This is a genomic window from Ralstonia insidiosa, from assembly GCF_008801405.1.
Classification (GTDB): Bacteria; Pseudomonadota; Gammaproteobacteria; order Burkholderiales; family Burkholderiaceae; genus Ralstonia; species Ralstonia insidiosa.
Window position 1 is genome coordinate 1,036,916 of sequence record NZ_VZPV01000002.1, and the last position, 16,933, is coordinate 1,053,848.

The following is a 16,933-nucleotide window of genomic DNA, read 5'->3' on the forward strand; positions in this document are numbered from 1 at the left end:
AGAGCAATGACATGACGAATCGCATGTTGGCCGGCTTTGCAGATGTGACGTTGAGCGCCGTACCTGCCGAAGGGGCTGTACCGCCCCCCGATTATCTGGCGCGGTGCCGGGAACTGGCCGCTGGCTATCACATGCTTCAGCAACAGTTGCCGCAGGAACGTCCATTGCGCGCGTACTTGTTGTTTGATGCGTGGGAGGGCAATCCCCTTGCAGCTGAATTGTCCGAGCAGTGGCCCGAGGCCGTCAGTGGGCGTGAGGCCGTTCCCGATGATTTCTACGCGGGCCGAGAGGACGAGGCGCCTTGCCTTGTGCCGGTCCCGGATGACTTGTTGCTGGATGCCGATTCCGACAGTCTGGTGCAGGCACGTGCTCAGGAGGCTCTGGCACGCTGGCTGGAAGATACAAGCAAGCAAGCCAGTCAGCGACTGGCGCGTCAGTACCTCTGCGCGGTCTTGTTCAGCCCGGAGTCAGCTATACGGGTTGCCCAGCATCTTGCCCTGCTGGGGTTTCAGTACGTGCCGGGTAGTCACACTGCGCGACTGTTCCGCTATCAGGATCCACGTGTGATGCAACGCGTGTGGCCGACTCTGTCGGCGGAGCAGCAGAACACGTGGCTGGGGAAAACGCAGGCGTGGTGGTCGTTGACGCAGCCATGGGGGCCGATCGCAGATTTGTCCGCAACAGAAGATAGTGTTACTCCAGCACCAGTGTGGTTCAAAGCGCAGAGATGTGCCGCGTCGGCTGTGCCAGCCACGGTGCCTCCGCTCAACCGGTTGATGAACGCCACCCAATGGCAAGCGGCGCATTCATCGCCCGTTGGGAACCGCGTGTGGGCAAGGTTTGCACAGCGCGGGATCGCTGCTCAAACGCAGCCCAATGCGGCGAGCATGACCCGTTTGTTGGACAAAGGACAGGAACTGGGGTTGGTGGATTCCAACCTGCAGGATTTCATCTGGTGTAGCTGGCGGCCGATTCTGCAAAGCGTGCAGGACGGTATCGTCAGTAAGCCGATTGATTGGGACGCGCCACTGTGGCGTGATGTGCTGGCACGTGTTCTGCAAGCGTTGCGTGATGACCCCGATGCGGGGTTTGCCAGCCTGTTTGAAGACCGTGAGCAATTCGCATGAGGACGCATTTCCATGACAGCTGAAAAAGTCTGTGCAACACCTTGCAGTGACTGCGATCGCAAGGGGCTGCCTATCTTGTTCACGCGATATGCAGTTGCTTACAGTGCTCAGGAAGCGAACATGGTGCTGCTGAAGCAACTGAGCCCCACTGGACAACTACAAGCTAAGCCTGGCGGTGTTGCTATAGGCACAGCGCTCTATAACGTACGTATGTTGCGGGCTGGCTATTTGTACGTGCACGTTGATCGAGGCCCTCTCATCTGTACCGAGGACGAATGGAAGGGCTATGTTGTGCACCCGCAAGGGTATCTGAAAGAGTTCGATGTGTTTTTGCCGGGAAAGACGGCGCCGAAGATCGCTTGCGCACGTGATTCTCGACAAGCGAACAACAGCATGGTCTGGATCAGAGATGCAAAAAAAGTCAAAAAGCTCTGGTATCTGTTCAACCCAGATCCGATCGACTATGAGCATTTCAAAAGCGTGATTGCAGCTGATCCCGCCAAGTACATGAAATCGTTCGACGTGGCCGGCTGGGCTAATGGCAACACGAGTCAGCCGAACACAACGCAGCCGGGGCTGCTAAACGGGCAGGTTGCTGAGTTTGCGGCGTTGGCGAATTCCAGGTTGAGAGATGCGTTGGATCCTTTGCTGTATGGCCTGATGGGGAGTACGCCGCAGGAACGCGGGTGGGGCGATTACCAAGAGGAGGTCTCCACTCCGCTAATGACTCTGGATGGCTACGCCTCAGGTTTCGATGAAACCTCTACAGTCACGCGAATCGGTCCGACCTATGAGAAGGCCCATGGAATCCGTCTGAAGCAAATGGCCGCGTTTCTGCAGCAGAACCAAGGAGCGGTAGTCGCGTGTGAAGATGCTATGGGCATCACTCAAGAGTTGGGGCATCTTCAGGGGGAGGCGCAGACGGTCTATACAGCGTGGCAGGCGGAGAGCTCCCCGGGATTCGATAAAAGCGTCAGTAACGAATGGGTGTACCAAACTGCCATCGGTGCGCAAGGATTGCGCGACCTTGTAAAAAAAGGGGCAATAAAAAGGGCGAGCGAGCACATTGATACTTGGAACAAGATGCGACGCCCTGCCCCGATCGCTTATCGAGATGCCGCGACGCGCGCCAGAGAGGAAGCCCGTCGAGACGCCGCGATTGCCCGCAATCAGCAGGCTGAGCGAGACCGAGCAGCTGCAGCCGGCGATGCAGAGTTCAAAGAACTGTTTGATTCGGTATCTGCCGCAACGATTGTTGAAAAACAAGGTGAGAAGTACGAAGCCACGCAAAATCTGCAGGAGATGTTGGGGCGCGATCAGGTTGCGTGGCTTGATTCGGCTTCGCTTAAGCGCGCGATAGCGCTATACAGCGCAAAAGATGCCCAGGTCAACCAGTCAGGAGGCGGTGCAGATTTGAGTTTGGAGTTGGCGCACTGCATGAGCGGTACGGAGGCCAACAAGGCGGGCAAAGCATGGCTTGCGAAAGTAGATTTATGGGACGACAACGTGCTAGGTAAAACGCTGTCTTTCAACAATGCGCCTTATCGCCAGCAGATGAAGGCGCAGACGCAGGAATCACCTTCCGCGCAAGTTCTTCCAAATGCAGAGCCAACCACAAGTCTTGCTGACGCGATCACGGACAAGCTGAAGCCATTTGCTGCACGGGCTTCTTTGGGTGACAAGGCACTGGGCTTCATGGAAACGTTTCCACGTATCAGCGAGAGCGCTAAATTCCGCAAGCTCGCCTGGCCATTGCATATTGCGTCGCTCATGAGTGTGAAAATGATGGAGACCGTTAAAGGTCTTCCTGTCCCACAAGTGGAGGCTAAGCTGACGAGATTCATTGTGTCGCTTGGTGTAACCACCCTCGGCCGGACAGCGGCTCAGTACGCAGGAACCCTAGCGCAAGCGAACCGCGACCGTGTTCGTAACGTAGAACGAGGTCTTTCCCGGGGCGCAAGCAAGGCCGATGTGTTTAAAGCTGCGCCGAACGCACGCGCCGCCGCGCTTGCGGGTTTGTTGGATGTGAGTTTCGCGATCATCAAGGGTTCCCAGTTCCAGACGAAAATGGACGCCCGAACCGCGATAGAGTTGGTTGGTAATATATTGCAAGGTATCGGAAGCTTATCGGATTGGAAGGCTAAAGCGTATGAAGAGACTATCTTCAATGGAATAAAAGCCCACAACCTCTTCTCAGCTCCTGGAATGAAAGAAACATTCGAGGGATTGCAAGCTTTTCAGCTCAAAGCGTTGCGAATGACGGCGTTCAAATTTCTGGGGCCAGCAGCGTTAATCTCTGCAGGGCTGGACGTGTTTGATGCTTGGACTTCCGGGAAGAGAGGGAGTTACACTCTGATGGCAGCCCAGATTACAAGTGTGGCTGGCACCGTTTTTACAGTCATTGGTACTGGCGTTGCCGTTTTTTCAATTGGGAATAGCGCGCTGATAGCCATGGCTGCAGTTTTGGGGTTGATTGGGGCAGTTCTTACCGCCGCAGCCGTTATCGCAGTCCTAATCCTCAAGGAGGATGATTGGATTACTTGGCTGCGCGACAACCCATTGAGCTTGAGTCGGAAAGGAAAAAAACCAATACACGGTAATATGGGCGACACGCTTCAGAAATTGGCGAATGCGCAGTCTGGAATTTAGGTGGACAAAAAATGTTTGTACGTGAGAACGCTTACGCGCGAAAAAGAAATCGCTCTTCTGAGGAAGGTCGCAAGTACCTCAATGTTGAAGGGCAGCGCCAATGGCGTGTTGACGAGCCTAGCGATGCGGAGGGCGTAAGTCTCCCAGGGCGATGTGTTTTCGCACAAAATGATGCGTACTTGGAAATTTGCAACCCAGGGTGGGACCTGCAATGGCGGGCAGGCATTGGGAATTTCTTTGTCGTGATTCCCGCGTTGTTAATGATATGGTGGTGGTTTGGTTTCGCTATTTATCCACTAATATCAGATGGAGTCATTTTCTTTTTTGTGAAAACCTCTTTGGGGGAGGGGGATAAGGTCCTCTTGTGGATGGGGTGGCTTCTGTTCTTTCCATTGGCCATTGGTTGTGGATTCTTGCTGTACCTGTGGTTCTTTGTCGGTGGAATGCGCACAGCATTCTTCACGCTGGCGCGTGGCCGCATTCGGTTTAACCGATCGAAGAGAAAAATATACGTATTGCGACCGAAATATTGCGGTGGCAACGTTGTTATTGATTGGGAAAAAGTCGTCGCATTGCTGAAGCCTGAGGGTGTTCGGCGGGGGGATAAGGAAACGGTCCAGGCGATTGCGCTATATCACCCGTCGTCTGATCAGGCTGGGGGCGATTCCAATGAGGATGCGATCTTTGTTGGCCCAACGCTGTTGTTCAGGGATCTGCAAGCGGCCGGCATGTGGGAATACATTCGCCGCTACATGGAGGAAGGGCCCACAGTCGATCAGATTCCATCGAACGCCCCCTCAAATTACATGCACGTCCCTCGCTATCTGCCGCAGGAATACACGACTTATTGCGGCAAACCCAGTTGGCGTCAGTATGTTTTGGAGCAAAAGCCCGGCTTCATGGAGGCTACGTGCCACATGATGAGCCAAGTGACATGCGTATGGCCGCGATTCCCTAAGGAGTGGGAGAGTGACTCCGGCCTTGGTGAGCCAGAAGACCGCCCTGTGCAAACCGGCGCCGTCATGACCGCGATTGTGTATCGAGCGCAGGGCCGATTGTCCCCAGAGGATAATATCGAGTTCTTGCGGCACTGGGGAACGAAGGACGCTCTGAGCGAGGCAGTGTCCGAGGCTGCGTAGATCTCGTCACGCGTGAAGGCGCGGCGACTTCCGCTCGCACTTTGGTTGGTATACCGTGAGGTTTCCCAAGATGTCTCAGGGCAATCCTGATTTTCGTGTGCTGCTACCGGAGTGGAATCAGCCCGAGCCATATTTCGAATTTCCAAATGCAAAGAAGCGCACGTTGCAGGCTCAACGAAAGCCGTGGCGCCTTGCTCCTGACAATAAGAATCAGCCGGTGCATTTGGTTGCAAGTACTTGCGAATCACTATTGAACGTCTATCCAGACGCCATCGAAATCGGGTCCCCGCTAGGATCAGAGGGCAAGACTATTTTTGGAACATTGTTCTTGGTAAGCATGACGGTTTTCATGGTCATGTTTGTGTATGCAGGGGTTGCGATATGGGATCCGCATGAGCCCATGCTCATAGGAACGTCTGCGCTGATGTTTTTCGCTTCGGTCATTGCGTTTCTCGCGGCCGCGGCTTGTTTCAAGATCGTATTCTTCTCGCCACGTGACTTGCCAGTGCTCTTCAATAGGAAAACGAGGCAAGTCAGCTTCATTCAACTTCAACCATTCATCTTCTTACGGTTCTGGAAAGTGCAGCGTGTCGCTGAGCCACGTACGTACTCATGGGATGACGTCAAGGCACGCAGCTACAAGATGACCCAGTTCACTGGAGCAGCTGCGAGACAAACGTATTTCCTGACCCTGCTCTGGGGTGAGCCGAGCAAGCCAAATCTATGCAAGGAAATCGTGAACATCGGCTACGCAGGCTGGTGGGAAGACGCCGTGCTCTGGCGGCTCTACGAGCATATCCGTCGCTACATGGAAGAAGGCGGCGCACCGATTCAACCGGGGGAGAGGTTGCGCCGCTCGGGTGTTGGCAAGGTGCCGGCATTCTCGCCAGAGCTCATCGCAGCAGCAGGCGGAACAGCAGTGAGCGATCACGAGGTCGGAAAGCTGGCGAATCGCGGATAAGCGGCGAATGGCGCTTGACGGTGGCCCACCCATACTGCCCGGCGAAACACTGCGCAAGCCGGTCAATAGTCGTCAGTCGATGCTGTTTCCGACGGACGTGATTGCTGCTGCGGGTGGTCCTGCTTTGAGCGTCGCCGAGGTGGAGAGGTTGGCAGGATTTGAGCCTGAGCAGCTGCGCCAAGCGAGTGCAACTGCTTCCACATGAATCACGATGCCTGAAGCTACAGACAGCCCACCCAGCGAGATCGTTTTCATCGGCGCGGTTCTCACCTTGCTGATCGTTGTGGCGGCTCTCTTGTTGATTGTCTTTGGGTTTGCCGACCCTTACCCATTGGGTGGCATGCAAAGTGCGCGATGGTGGTGGCTGCGCTACCCGATGGTCTTCGCTGCCGTGATGCTGTGCGTAACGTTGCAGACGATCATTGCCAGTCGGATCGATGACGTAGATTTTGCGAAGGAGTTCGATAGAGCGACGGACGGAATGAACGCGATTCTGTTTGCGGCCGGGCTTGTCGTCGTCACCTTCGGTGGCGGCACTCTCATGAACCTGTACAACGCTTCATACGGTGAGGGGGCGATTGTGAAGGCAAAACGCATCAGCACGTTCATTGTTCCAGGCGGCCCTCGCAGCATCAGCCGCACCGAGGTTCAGTACGAAGTTCTGGAGGGTTCGTTAAAAGGGGAAACCCTTTTCTTCAGCTGGAGCGGCACGAGCGGACACGGGACTCGCGCCGACGACGGCAAGCCCGCTTTGCTCTCGCTGAAAAGGAGTTGGATGGGGACTTCTGTGCTCGGTGTGTATGACCAATAGATCAGCGTCCCGGGGTGGTCGTAACTGGCATCGAGCGCTTCGGGCGCCGCACAGTCGCCACATGAAGATTTAGAAACAATCCCCCCAAATCCACCCGCCCTGCGTAGCATCACCACCGTCGAATCCCATCGCAGCCAAGCGAGGATTGCCCTATTTTCAAACGCACCAACATGGCCCCACTGCTTCGCGTTGCAGTTGCCCCGATCCTTGCAGTGCTGATCGCCAGCCCGGCATTGGCAGGTGACGACGCGCCGCTTCAGGTTTCATACCGGCAAGTCCTCACCGAGTACTTCAAGGACGCGCCCAGCGCTGCCAGGAAGTACGACGGCCATCGCCTTGAGTTCAAGGGGCAGGTGTACCCGCTGTCCGACGACAGTTTGAACACGCTGGCCGTCACTGAAGACCTCAAGGTCGGCGCGCCGTTTCAAGATGACCAGCGCGACGCGTTGAAAGCTGTGTTTCCGGACAACAAACTTTCGGCGTACAAGCCCAGCAAGGACATCACGCTGGATTGCCTGAACCGGCAGTTCGTTGGCCTGACGCTTGCCCTGACCGATTGCCGCGTCACCAAGCCCTGACCGTTCTCCCGCATTTGCCTCTTCGCTTCTGACCATGGCTTCTCTTCCGTTTGAACAACTGCTCGCCCCGCTGCCAGGCGCTCAACCTTGCGGCGAAGATATGCTCTTCTCTGCCGAGTTCGACAGCATCCAGGAGGCGCGCCGCTTTGATGACCCGTCGCTCGACCAGGGCGAGTGGGTGACCGAGATCAAGGAGGCCGACTGGCGCGCCGTGATCACCGAGGGCACGTCGCTGCTGCAGAACCGCACGAAGGATTTGCGCCTGCTCGCGTGGCTGACCGAGGCCCTGTCGAAAGAGCGCGGCTTCTCTGGCCTGCGCGAGGGCTATGAGCTGATCTCGGGCCTGTGTGAACAGTATTGGGAACACATCTATCCGCTGCCCGAGGCGGACGACCCTGAAGCCCGCACGGGCAGCATGGCGTGGCTGGCCGCACGCTCAAGCCAGTTGATCCGCGAAGTGCCGCTGGTGGATGCCTCCAAGGGTGGCTACAACCTCGTCGATTGGGAAGTGGCAACCAGCTTGGTTGAGGCGATCCGCCGCGATCCGGATCAGGCCGATGAACTGTCTCGCGGCAAGGTCACGCAGGAGCAGTTCGAGGCCGCCAAGCGTGCTACGTCACCGGCGTTCTACAAGACGCTGCATGACGATGTGGTGGGTTGCGGGGCAGCGTTGCTGCGGCTGCAATCCGTGCTCGATGGGCGTGCTGGGGACCATGCCCCGAGCTTCCGCGCTGCGCGTGAGACGTTGCAGACGGTGCGTGCGCTGGTCGAGCGCTTCGGTGGCAAGCCCGAGCCCAAGCCGGCTCCGGTGGAAGCCAAGGCAACCCAGCAAGCTGCCGGGCCGGCAGCAACGGAAGCGGTTGTTGCAACTGTGGTGGGCCCGATCCGCTCGCGCGCGCAAGCACTGGATCAATTGCGTGAAGTGGCGGAGTTCTTCCGTCAGACCGAGCCGCACAGCCCGGTGGCCTATCTGGCCGCACGTGCCGCCAAGTGGGGCGACATGCCGCTGCATGCCTGGCTTCGTACGGTGGTCAAGGATGATGCGACGTTGTCGCAGATTGAAGAGCTGCTGGGTTTGGGCGATCCGTCGCCTGACAACGCGAGCTGATCGTTGGTTGGTATCGCCCCAGCCTGGCGTGGAGCTTGGCGTGGGGTCTGAGGCGGTGGCGTGTCGATCGAGGGGCCTATGAGCTGCTCGAACAACCGCCGCACCCACTCGATCCGCAACTGCTAGAGCTGCAGCTACTCGAGCTACCGCTGCTAGAGCTGCAACTGCTCGACGTGTCGCTTCCCGAGCCACCGGAACCGATTGGCGCTACTGGCCCACCCATCACCAATCTGTGGTCGGCCCAGGCCGTACCGACCAGCACGCTAGTGCCGGCCAACGCCGTCATCCACAGCAGATCAGTCTTCGACCAACTGGCATCGGAGCCCTGCTGGCCGCGTTGACGGTATACATCGAGCGCAGCGTCGGCTGCAGCAGTCGGCCCGGCGCTACCGACACCGACCAGTCGTGCGGTCAACCACCAGTACGCGAATCCGAACGACGCCATTTCGATCAGCAGCCACATCACCGGACGATCCCGGGTCAGGCCGACAAAGACTTTCGCCACACCGAGCCCGAGTACCAGCAGCAGAATCGCCCACGCTGCCAGCGTCGTTGCGCGCATGGAGCCAGACGTCCACATCCATCCCTGACCTTGCAGCCGCGCGGTCATGTCGGAGGCTTCACTGATGAGCTGGTCCCGAAAGCTCGGCCATGGCGAGCGGTGCTGTTTCTGCTGGGTCAGCCATCTCCACGCGCTCATGTGGCGCTCGGGCGCTTGCTCCGTGTTTGCGACCACGTAGGTCTTGCGGTCACGGCCTTTCTTCGATGGATAGGCAATGCGGATCGCACTCGCGTCGAGTAGCGCCAGCGTTGCGACCTGCGCCATTCGCGAAGCGTCGCCTGCAATGAGTGCGGCCTCGTCCGGCGTAAGTGCGTGCGGTACGCTGACAAGCGCTACTCCCCGCGGGCAACGCGAGTACGTGAACCGGTGCAGGCCCCGGATCGACAGACACGCGATCACGCACACGCCCAGATAGAACGCGAGAAAAAGCGGCCCCGGATAGTTCAGCACGCCGATATCCGGCGCCGCATGCGTGGTGATGGCGATGAGGGCGACACCGATCGCGAGCCACACGAGCGGCGGGATCCGGCGAACGATCGACACGCTTGGCGGCGCGGCCATGTTGAATGGACGCCAGGCGCGGCCATCCTGCTCCGGCGCGTTGTCCTCCTGAACGTGCTCGGGCGGTGTTGGCCAAACATCGGGAGGCGGTTCAACGCCGAACGTACTCCGGTAGCTGTCGAGCGTTTGCTGATAGTGGCGCGCGTAGGTGTCCTCTTCGTCCGGCGCACCGATGCCCGGCGCATGGTGGAGCGGAGCGCGCAGCACGTCCGCGCAGAACACCGTCCAATAGTCTTTTGAATACTGCAGGTGCAGATGCCATGCGGCATCGATCGCCTCTGATGGCGTGACCGGGTGCCCGGCATGCACTGCCAGATAGGCGAAGCGCTTGTACTCTTCGATGACGGTCAGCGTGAACAGCGTCGACCACCCTTCGGCTTCTGCCAGGCGGCGGCTGAACGGCATCGGCGCATCAGGCGCATCGAGCGAATACTGGCTCAGCCGAAGCAGGCAGGCATCGCGCTCCGCATTGGTCAGGGTCGCCTGGGGCGCGGATGCGGGATCGGGGGAGGTGGAGAGAGGGGCCAATGTCATCGGTGGCTGATCAATCGCAGTGGGTGCGCCTTGGTTGCGCTCCTTGGCGGTCCGGGCGTTTCTTCACCCATTGTTGGTGGGTTTGGATGATTCGCTGCCGGACCGCGCGGGCTGACGGGCGCCAGACTAGTCCTGTTTCTGCTGTTCCAGCGCGCGGTACACGTCGCGCTCGCAGCGGCCGAAGTCAAAGCTTCGCAAGCGCAGGTGGCGGTTGCCGTATTCCCCGGCGGCCATCATTTCCGGGATGGGGCGTAGGGGGCCCGCCATCAGGCGCATGAGCGTCTGGGAGATCACCAGGAGCACCATCGGCGCCAGGCTGAAGAGCCCCATCATGATCCCCGTGATGGAGATGGCCTCTGCGAAACCGAACTCACCTCCTGCCAAAATCAGCATGACCACGACCATCAGGATGCCGGAATAGCCGAGAAGGCCGATCGCCTCGCTAAAGCCCGGCCTCCTGTTTGACAGTACCGCCTCCAGCGGCTCGGGCAAGTTGCGTGGGCGCTTCGCGACATAGACAGTCTGCGGCTCGCGACGACCTGATAAACGCAGGCCCCACGCCGAGAACACATCGTTGTCCCACCAGCCGGCAGCAAGCACGCGCATGCCGTTAAGGCCCGCAAAATAGGGCGCATTGGACGAAACCGAGCGGCCCGTGACTTGGTATTCACAGAAGTGGATGACCCGATCGTCCGTCAGCGTGATGACGACAGGCGTCACGCGGTAGTAGGTCTCTCGCGAGATATCGTCGTCGGTGTAGTCATGCGCATTCCGTGCATCGGAAGCGACGGTCCATCCCATCGCCTCATAGGCATTGAATGCCGCGTTATCCACCTGTACGGAGCGAATGATGCCGCTGACGATCGCGACAGGCGCACCCTGCCGTCGACTGGCAAGCCAGTGCTCAAGCTGCTGCCAAGCCCATACCAGATGACACCAAAGCCACCAGATGCGCTCCTTCAATGGTGAAAATTGCGTGATGCGCTCGGGTAGCCTCGCTGCGGGGTCGCAGTATTCAAGCCGGATCTGGGGGGCGGCACGCCTTTCGCCAGCCGGCTGTCGTGGGGCGGCAGGCGACGGTTCACGCAACCGTGCCCGCCGGCGCGCATCCTGCTGCGTCACTGACTCGCCCGAAACTCAATCCGCCGATTGCGCGACCGCCCTTCATCCGTGTTGTTCGCCGCCACGGGTTGATCCGGCCCCACACCAATCGCCGTCAACGTGCCTTGCTCGGCACCCTTGGCAATCAGGTAGTTCTTCACCGTCTCTGCACGCGCCTGGCTCAGGTTGAGGTTCATTGCGCGGCTGCCCGAGTTGTCGGTGTGGCCGACGATCTCGATCTTGCGGCCGTTCAGGCGCGGCAGCACGGTGTACATCTCATCCAGAATCGCACGGCCCTTGGGCGTGAGCGTGGCGCTGCCGGTTTCAAACTCGATGATGCGGTTGGCCAGCGTCTTGTCCAGCAGGCCCTGTTCGGACACCGCCGCCACGCGCAGGCCGTTCTTGATGGTGTAGCTCTGGCCCAGCGTGGTGGCCATGTCGCTGGTGATCTGCTGGCGCTGCGCCTCGTTGCCCACATCACCATGCAGCGAGACCTGCGTGCCATCGATGTTGAGTTGACCGCGGTTGACCTGCTTGATGGCCGGCGACAGGATCTTCTGCACGTTGGCCGACCAGTTGGGCGGCGATACCACGTTGCCCACCTCGATCTGGTCCAGCACGTTGGCGCTGCCATACAGCTCGCGCAGCTTGGCCAGCACGGTGGCCTTGGTGGCCTCGTCAGGCACCGTGCCACCGGCGACGACCTGACCCGGGGTCGGCGTGGCCGCCGTGACCGTTGCGGCAGCCGGCGGCTGGTCGCCCGGGGCAGCAAAGGCGAAGCCGGGCAGCGCGGCGAGACACGCCACCAGAATCGCTGCTGGCCGGAAGCCGCGCTTGATTGCATCCAGACCCATGTTCATTCTCCGATGAAGACTTCGCGGAAGGTGTCGACCGCCACGCGCAGCGAGAGCTGCGGTTGATCCAGGTAACTCACGAACTTGGCCAAGCCGTACTCTCCGCTCACGTGCTGGTCGACCCATTCCGGATCGTCGATGTTGATGTTCTGCTCGGCATACGCCAGCGGCGACATCACGCTGTGCAGCGTGCGCGACGATGCGCCGTTGAAGCCGATGACCAGGCGCTCGGCGCCGTTGATCTCGCCCAGGAACAGCGAGAGCTCGAAGTCCGCACGCTGCAGGAAGCGTGACACCAGTTCCAGCCAGAAGCTGGCCACCAGACTGCGGTACAGCGGATCGGCTGGCAGGGGCAGGGTGAGCCCTTTCTCCAGGCGCGATGAGCCATTCGACATGACCGGCTGCAGCAGCGTGCCAAGTGCGAGCAGCGTGCGGCGCAGGCGGATGTTGTGGCCCTCGGCGCGCAGCATCTGCTCAAGCCCTGAGACGGTCTGGAAGTCGATGAAATCCGAAAAGCTGGCGTCGTAGGCCTGCGTGCCGTTATCGGTTTCCACGCTGTGCTGCCCCTCGGCCAGCAGGCGCAGGCCCTCGGTGGCATCCGAGGCCTGGCCGAGCGAGATCATCTGCTGGCCGGCCCGCGTCCACAGGCGGGCCAGTGCGATCGGGCTGCGCGCGATGAAGCTGATGGGGCGGTCCACCTCCATCGCCGCCGCCGTCAGAAACGGAAAGCGGCGCGAAGACAAGTCGCTGCTGGCCATCAGCGTGCCGGCAATCGCCAACCGGCTTTGCGAGCCCAGAAAGGCGAATTGCACCGGCTTCCACGTGTCGTAGGTGGTCTTCCAGTCCGGCGCCTCGGCCAACAGCTCCATGCCTTGTGCCAGCCAGCGGTCGAGCGTGTCGAGCAACTGGACGTTGTTGGCGCTTTTGACAAAGTCGCCGCGCGATGGAAGCTTGCCGAAGTACGAAAGCTGCAACTGCGTCAGGCTCATTGTGCCGTCCCCCCTTGCTCTTCCGTCACGGCGGACCGGGTTGCGGCCTGCGTCTGAGCAGGGGCCGGTGTGCGGCCCGCCGGTGGCGAGCCAGCCGGGGCGGGTGGGGTGGAGGTGTTGAGCGGTGCGTTCATGTCGGCAATCGACGTCGGCAGGCGCAGGCCGCGCAGGCCCTGGCCTTGCGGCGAGTCGGAAGCCGTTGTGCCGCCGGTCTGCGGGCTGCTGATGATGCGCAGGCTGATGGCAACCGTCAGGCCGTCCTTGGTCCACGACAGATCAAAGGCGCCATCCGGGCGACGCTTGCGCTGCGCGGTGGCTATCAGGCGCTCCAGGCCAAAGCGGCCCGGCTCGTTGAGCAGTTCCACCGTGCGGCCGTCAAACGTGGTGGCCGTGACCTTCGCCCCAGGCGTGCCTTGCGGGTTCGGCCACACGAAGTTGGCCCACTGCGGCGGCGTGTTGCGATAGCGCAGTTGCTGGCCGTCAATCTCGATCGTGTATTCGGTGGCGCCTTGCGATGGCACCGGCAGGATCTGGAACACCGTCTGCGGGGCGGCAGCGGCTGCACCTCCGGCACCGCCACCCGCTGCGCCGCCCGTGAGCGGCGCGATCCAGCGTGTAAAGCCAGTCGTGAACTCGGGCACGAACGACAGCCCCAGGTCACCCCACGTGCGGGCGGCAAGCATGTCGCCACGGCGCACCGACAGCGGGCCGATGGTCGTGCTGGCGAACTTGGCAATCGAGCCATCCGGGCCGAACACCTGGCCGATTTCGGCTGCGCTGGCTTCGATCTTGGCGTTGGCCGAGAACGGGTACTTGTCAGCCAGCGTGGTGGCAAACGTCTGGTAGACCTGCGCGTTCCACACCTTATTGATTTCTGCCGTGGCCGGGCGGATCACCACCGCATACGACTGCAGCAGCGGACGCACCAGCAGCGGGCGCAGCGTTGCGCGCTCGCTGTCGGTCATGCCGGTCAGCATCTGTTCGTCCACGTACTTGAGTGTGTCGGCCAGCTCGGAGCCGCTGCCGTCCAGCGTCTGCTGCATGAGTTGGCGCGCACCCGGGCCTGGGTCGCCCTGGTTCTTGATGAGGTTGAAGCGCGTGCGCACCTTGGACAGCGAATCCATGTAGCCACGCAGCAGCGACTTGTCGTCACGCACCATCACCACGCGGGCCAGGCCAGAGAATTCCTTGCCCACAGGCCCCATCGGGATCGCGCCGGCATCGGCGATGTTGCCCGTGTCGACATTGATGTTCACCTGCGACGGCGTCTGGCGTGCGAAGAGCTGCTTGAACCAGCCCAGCACGCCGGTCTTGGCCTGCTTCAGCCCCGCATTGAGCATCGACGGGTTGTCCCACGAAGTCTGGTCGTAGGCGGTGTCGAGCACCTTGCGGATCGGCGAGTTGGTCGGGTCGCCCAGCAGGTTCATGCCGGTGACGGCCTGGTCGAAGCCGGTGAAATCCTGAATGGCCACGCCCTGCATGAAGCGCTGCCACTCGCGGGCGTACTCGGTCTTGTACATCGTGACCAGCGCTTTCTGGATCTGCTCGGGGCTGCCTTCCAGCGTCAGGTCATCCCGTGCCGCCACGTTGAGCACCCAGTCCTTGGTCTGCAGCTCCTTGTTGGCGGCTTCACGGATGGCGGGCTGCACATAGCCGAGCCACGCTTCCTTGGTGAAGGTGCCGGGCACGGCGTAGCTGCCGGCCACCACACCCGCGCCGGTTTCACCGACGATGCGGGCGACCGTCATCGGGGCGTAGCGCGTGGAGGCGCGCGCCTTGATCTCGGCGTAAGCGCGTTCGCGGGCCGGCATGCCGCGCACCACGCGGCGCAGGTTTTCCCGCGTCTGGTCGACCAGCGAGAGGTTGCCCTCCAGCATCGGCCAGTTGTCGTCGTTGACGTGCGCGAGGAAGAACGACAGGTTGCGTTCCGCCGAGCGGATCATCTGCTCGCGCGGCATGTTGCCCCGGTTGTCTTCCAGCCAGCCGCGCCAGAAGCGCGTGACCTGGTCGGTCAGGTGCGCAATTTCCACATGGCGCTTGTCCGACAGCATCAGGTAGGTCTTGAGCGCGTTGTAGCCGTCTTCCACGTTGGTGGGGGAGGCATCGGTGTAGCGCTTGGCACCGGTCGAAGCGGTGGCTTGGTTTGGCGCGGCCGGCGCGTTGGCGGCAGCACCCGACGCACCACCCACTGTGGCAGTTGCCGTCGTCACAGACGAGGTCATCACCGCACCGGTTTCCGGCGGGCGCACCATCGGCGCGAGTTGATCCGGGTGGGCGTTGACTTCGGCCAGGAAGGTTTCGATGGCGCCGCCCACCGGCTTGAGCATGACCTGGCGCAGGCCGTTGTAGTACTCATCCAGCAGCTTGTGCTGCAGCGTGTCGCCCTGGTACAGGCCCAGCGACAGCGCGAGCGGGTGGTCGTTGCGATAGCGGTCGAGCTGCTCGATGCGGTCTTGCAGCATGTCGAGCGCTTCCAGGCGGGCCTGCAGGTCGACGCGGTTCTGCTGCATCTTCACGATCTTGTCGAGATCGGCCTGCACGTTGGCCGTGAGCGTGCGGTTGCCCATGTAGGACCACGTCCAGCCGCCCAGCATCAGGCCCAGCGCCAGCACCAGCCCGAAGAAGGTGGCGATGCGCAGGCGCGTCTTGGCGGGGCTCGCAAACTGGCGCACCGTCTGGCGGTCCGCAAAGATCACCTTGGAGAACAGGTCGCGCAGGAAGAAGCCGTTCTTGGAGAACACCTCGCGGCTGCGCGCAGCGCCATCGGTCGACAGGCCAAACCGGCGAGCAATGCGCTCGGCCGACGCGCTGTTGGTCGCACCTTCCTGCAGTGCGCTGGTGAAGTAGAAGCCGCGGAACACCGGCTTGTACTGGAACGGGTTCTCATCAAACAGCGTGACCAGGAACGAGCGCAGCGTCGGCTTGATCGACGCGAACTCCAGCGGGAAGCTCAGCAGCCCCGGCGAAAGCTTGTTCTTCTGATGCAGCGCGATCTGCGCCACGCTGATCTCCTTCAGGCCGTCGCACAGCTCGTCAAAGCGCTGGTCGAACATGGCCGCCACATCGGGCTTGGCATCCGGCTCGAAGGGCAGGGAAGAGCCCCAGACGCGGTCGCGCTCCTGTTTCTCGCTGTCGCCAAAGAATTCGGTAAAGCCGGTGATCAGGTCGGCCTTGGTGAACATCACGTACACCGGGGCGAACACTTCCAGGCGCTCCGTCAGCTCTTGCACGCGTTGGCGCAGGTTCTTGGCCAGGTTGATGGCGAACTCGGGGCGGTTTTGCGTGAGTTCCGACACGCTCACCGTCACCACGATCCCGTTGATGGGGGCCTTCGGGCGATAGCGTTTGAGCAGATCCAGGAAGCCGAGCCATTCGCGGCGGTCTTCTTCGTGCACCGAGTAGCGGCCGGCGGTATCGAGCAAGATGCCTTCGGTGGTGAAGAACCAGTCGCAGTTACGCGTACCGCCGATGCCCTGAATGACTGCGCCGCCCTTGTCGGCAAACGGAAACTGCAAGCCCGAATTCAGCACCGCCGTGCTTTTGCCCGCCGCCGGGTTGCCGATCACGATGTACCACGGCAGCTCATACAGCGCGGCGTCTCCCGACAGTTGGCCGAGCTTGGAGCGCTTGATGGTCTTGACGGCTTCAGCCAAGCGCACGCGCAGGGCTTCAACTTCCTCGCGCTTGTCGGGCGTGGCGGCCTTGTCGGGCGTGGCGGCCTGCTCCAGCACGCCTTCCAGCTTCTTGCTGGCCTGACGCGCGCGCCAGCGCTTCCAGAGGTAGGCCACCAGCCACAGCGCCAGCAGCACACCCAGCGCGATGCCGGCCCAGACCAGGCCAATCTCGAAGGTCTGCGCGATCAGCAGCAGAAAGATGGTGAGCACGATCACGCCGAGAACCGACAGCGTGCGTGAGTTGGTCAGGAAGTTTAGGAAGCGTTGCATGTTGCCTTCGGCTCG

Annotated in this window: 12 protein-coding genes; 7 read left to right on the top strand and 5 right to left on the bottom strand. The window is 60.9% G+C overall.

What is annotated here, in order from left to right:
- The first annotated feature begins 11 nt into the window (after positions 1-11).
- The 7 genes from F7R11_RS21550 to tssA all read left to right on the top strand — a co-directional run bounded on the left by F7R11_RS21550 (position 12) and on the right by tssA (position 8,373).
- A complete protein-coding gene (locus F7R11_RS21550; protein WP_064807980.1) occupies positions 12-1,127 on the top strand; it encodes a DUF4123 domain-containing protein in 1,116 nt (371 codons plus the stop codon).
- Positions 1,128-1,139: 12 nt separating this feature from the next.
- Positions 1,140-3,776 carry a T6SS effector BTH_I2691 family protein gene (locus F7R11_RS21555; protein ID WP_064807978.1) on the top strand — a complete coding sequence of 879 codons (2,637 nt, stop codon included), beginning with the start codon at positions 1,140-1,142 and terminating at the stop codon, positions 3,774-3,776.
- 11 nt (positions 3,777-3,787) lie between these two features.
- Positions 3,788-4,915, top strand: coding sequence for a DUF6708 domain-containing protein (locus F7R11_RS21560; RefSeq protein WP_064807976.1), 1,128 nt, complete (start codon positions 3,788-3,790; stop codon positions 4,913-4,915).
- 70 nt (positions 4,916-4,985) lie between these two features.
- On the top strand, positions 4,986-5,876 hold the full coding sequence (locus F7R11_RS27350) for a DUF6708 domain-containing protein (protein ID WP_064807974.1): 891 nt from the start codon (positions 4,986-4,988) through the stop codon (positions 5,874-5,876).
- A gap of 211 nt (positions 5,877-6,087) precedes the next feature.
- Positions 6,088-6,687, top strand: coding sequence for a hypothetical protein (locus F7R11_RS21575; protein WP_064807972.1), 600 nt, complete (start codon positions 6,088-6,090; stop codon positions 6,685-6,687).
- A 212-nt stretch (positions 6,688-6,899) separates the two neighbouring features.
- Positions 6,900-7,265: a hypothetical protein gene (locus tag F7R11_RS21580; RefSeq protein WP_238500887.1), complete on the top strand. Its 366-nt coding sequence runs from the start codon at positions 6,900-6,902 to the stop codon at positions 7,263-7,265.
- Between the two features lie 34 nt (positions 7,266-7,299).
- Positions 7,300-8,373, top strand: a complete 1,074-nt coding sequence (gene tssA, locus F7R11_RS21585) for a type VI secretion system protein TssA (protein WP_064807969.1) — start codon at positions 7,300-7,302, stop codon at positions 8,371-8,373.
- A 76-nt stretch (positions 8,374-8,449) separates the two neighbouring features.
- Here the strand turns inward: tssA and F7R11_RS21590 are convergent, their stop codons facing one another.
- From F7R11_RS21590 to tssM, 5 genes are all read right to left on the bottom strand, one after another.
- On the bottom strand, positions 8,450-10,030 hold the full coding sequence (locus tag F7R11_RS21590; protein WP_082932946.1) for a TIGR04222 domain-containing membrane protein: 1,581 nt from the start codon (positions 10,028-10,030) through the stop codon (positions 8,450-8,452).
- 126 nt (positions 10,031-10,156) lie between these two features.
- On the bottom strand, positions 10,157-11,152 hold the full coding sequence (locus F7R11_RS21595) for a hypothetical protein (RefSeq protein WP_151180560.1): 996 nt from the start codon (positions 11,150-11,152) through the stop codon (positions 10,157-10,159).
- Positions 11,149-11,985, bottom strand: coding sequence for an OmpA family protein (locus F7R11_RS21600; protein ID WP_064807964.1), 837 nt, complete (start codon positions 11,983-11,985; stop codon positions 11,149-11,151). Before F7R11_RS21600 ends, F7R11_RS21595 begins: the two co-directional genes overlap by 4 nt.
- Before the next feature lie 2 nt (positions 11,986-11,987).
- The gene (tagF, locus tag F7R11_RS21605) at positions 11,988-12,974 is read right to left on the bottom strand and encodes a type VI secretion system-associated protein TagF (protein WP_021193557.1); all 987 of its coding nucleotides are present in this window, start codon (positions 12,972-12,974) and stop codon (positions 11,988-11,990) included.
- On the bottom strand, positions 12,971-16,918 hold the full coding sequence (tssM, locus tag F7R11_RS21610; RefSeq protein WP_064807962.1) for a type VI secretion system membrane subunit TssM: 3,948 nt from the start codon (positions 16,916-16,918) through the stop codon (positions 12,971-12,973). The genes tagF and tssM overlap by 4 nt, the downstream gene beginning before the upstream one ends.
- Between the last annotated feature and the right edge of the window lie 15 nt (positions 16,919-16,933).

Bases quoted from the DNA above. Each gene is read 5' to 3' on its own strand.
- F7R11_RS21550 (WP_064807980.1), top strand. From the start codon at position 12: ATGACGAATCGCATGTTGGCCGGCTTTGCAGATGTGACGTTGAGCGCC.
- F7R11_RS21555 (WP_064807978.1), top strand. From the start codon at position 1,140: ATGACAGCTGAAAAAGTCTGTGCAACACCTTGCAGTGACTGCGATCGC.
- F7R11_RS21560 (WP_064807976.1), top strand. From the start codon at position 3,788: ATGTTTGTACGTGAGAACGCTTACGCGCGAAAAAGAAATCGCTCTTCT.
- F7R11_RS27350 (WP_064807974.1), top strand. From the start codon at position 4,986: ATGTCTCAGGGCAATCCTGATTTTCGTGTGCTGCTACCGGAGTGGAAT.
- F7R11_RS21575 (WP_064807972.1), top strand. From the start codon at position 6,088: ATGCCTGAAGCTACAGACAGCCCACCCAGCGAGATCGTTTTCATCGGC.
- tssA (WP_064807969.1), top strand. From the start codon at position 7,300: ATGGCTTCTCTTCCGTTTGAACAACTGCTCGCCCCGCTGCCAGGCGCT.
- F7R11_RS21590 (WP_082932946.1), bottom strand. From the start codon at position 10,030: ATGACATTGGCCCCTCTCTCCACCTCCCCCGATCCCGCATCCGCGCCC.
- F7R11_RS21600 (WP_064807964.1), bottom strand. From the start codon at position 11,985: ATGGGTCTGGATGCAATCAAGCGCGGCTTCCGGCCAGCAGCGATTCTG.
- tagF (WP_021193557.1), bottom strand. From the start codon at position 12,974: ATGAGCCTGACGCAGTTGCAGCTTTCGTACTTCGGCAAGCTTCCATCG.
- tssM (WP_064807962.1), bottom strand. From the start codon at position 16,918: ATGCAACGCTTCCTAAACTTCCTGACCAACTCACGCACGCTGTCGGTT.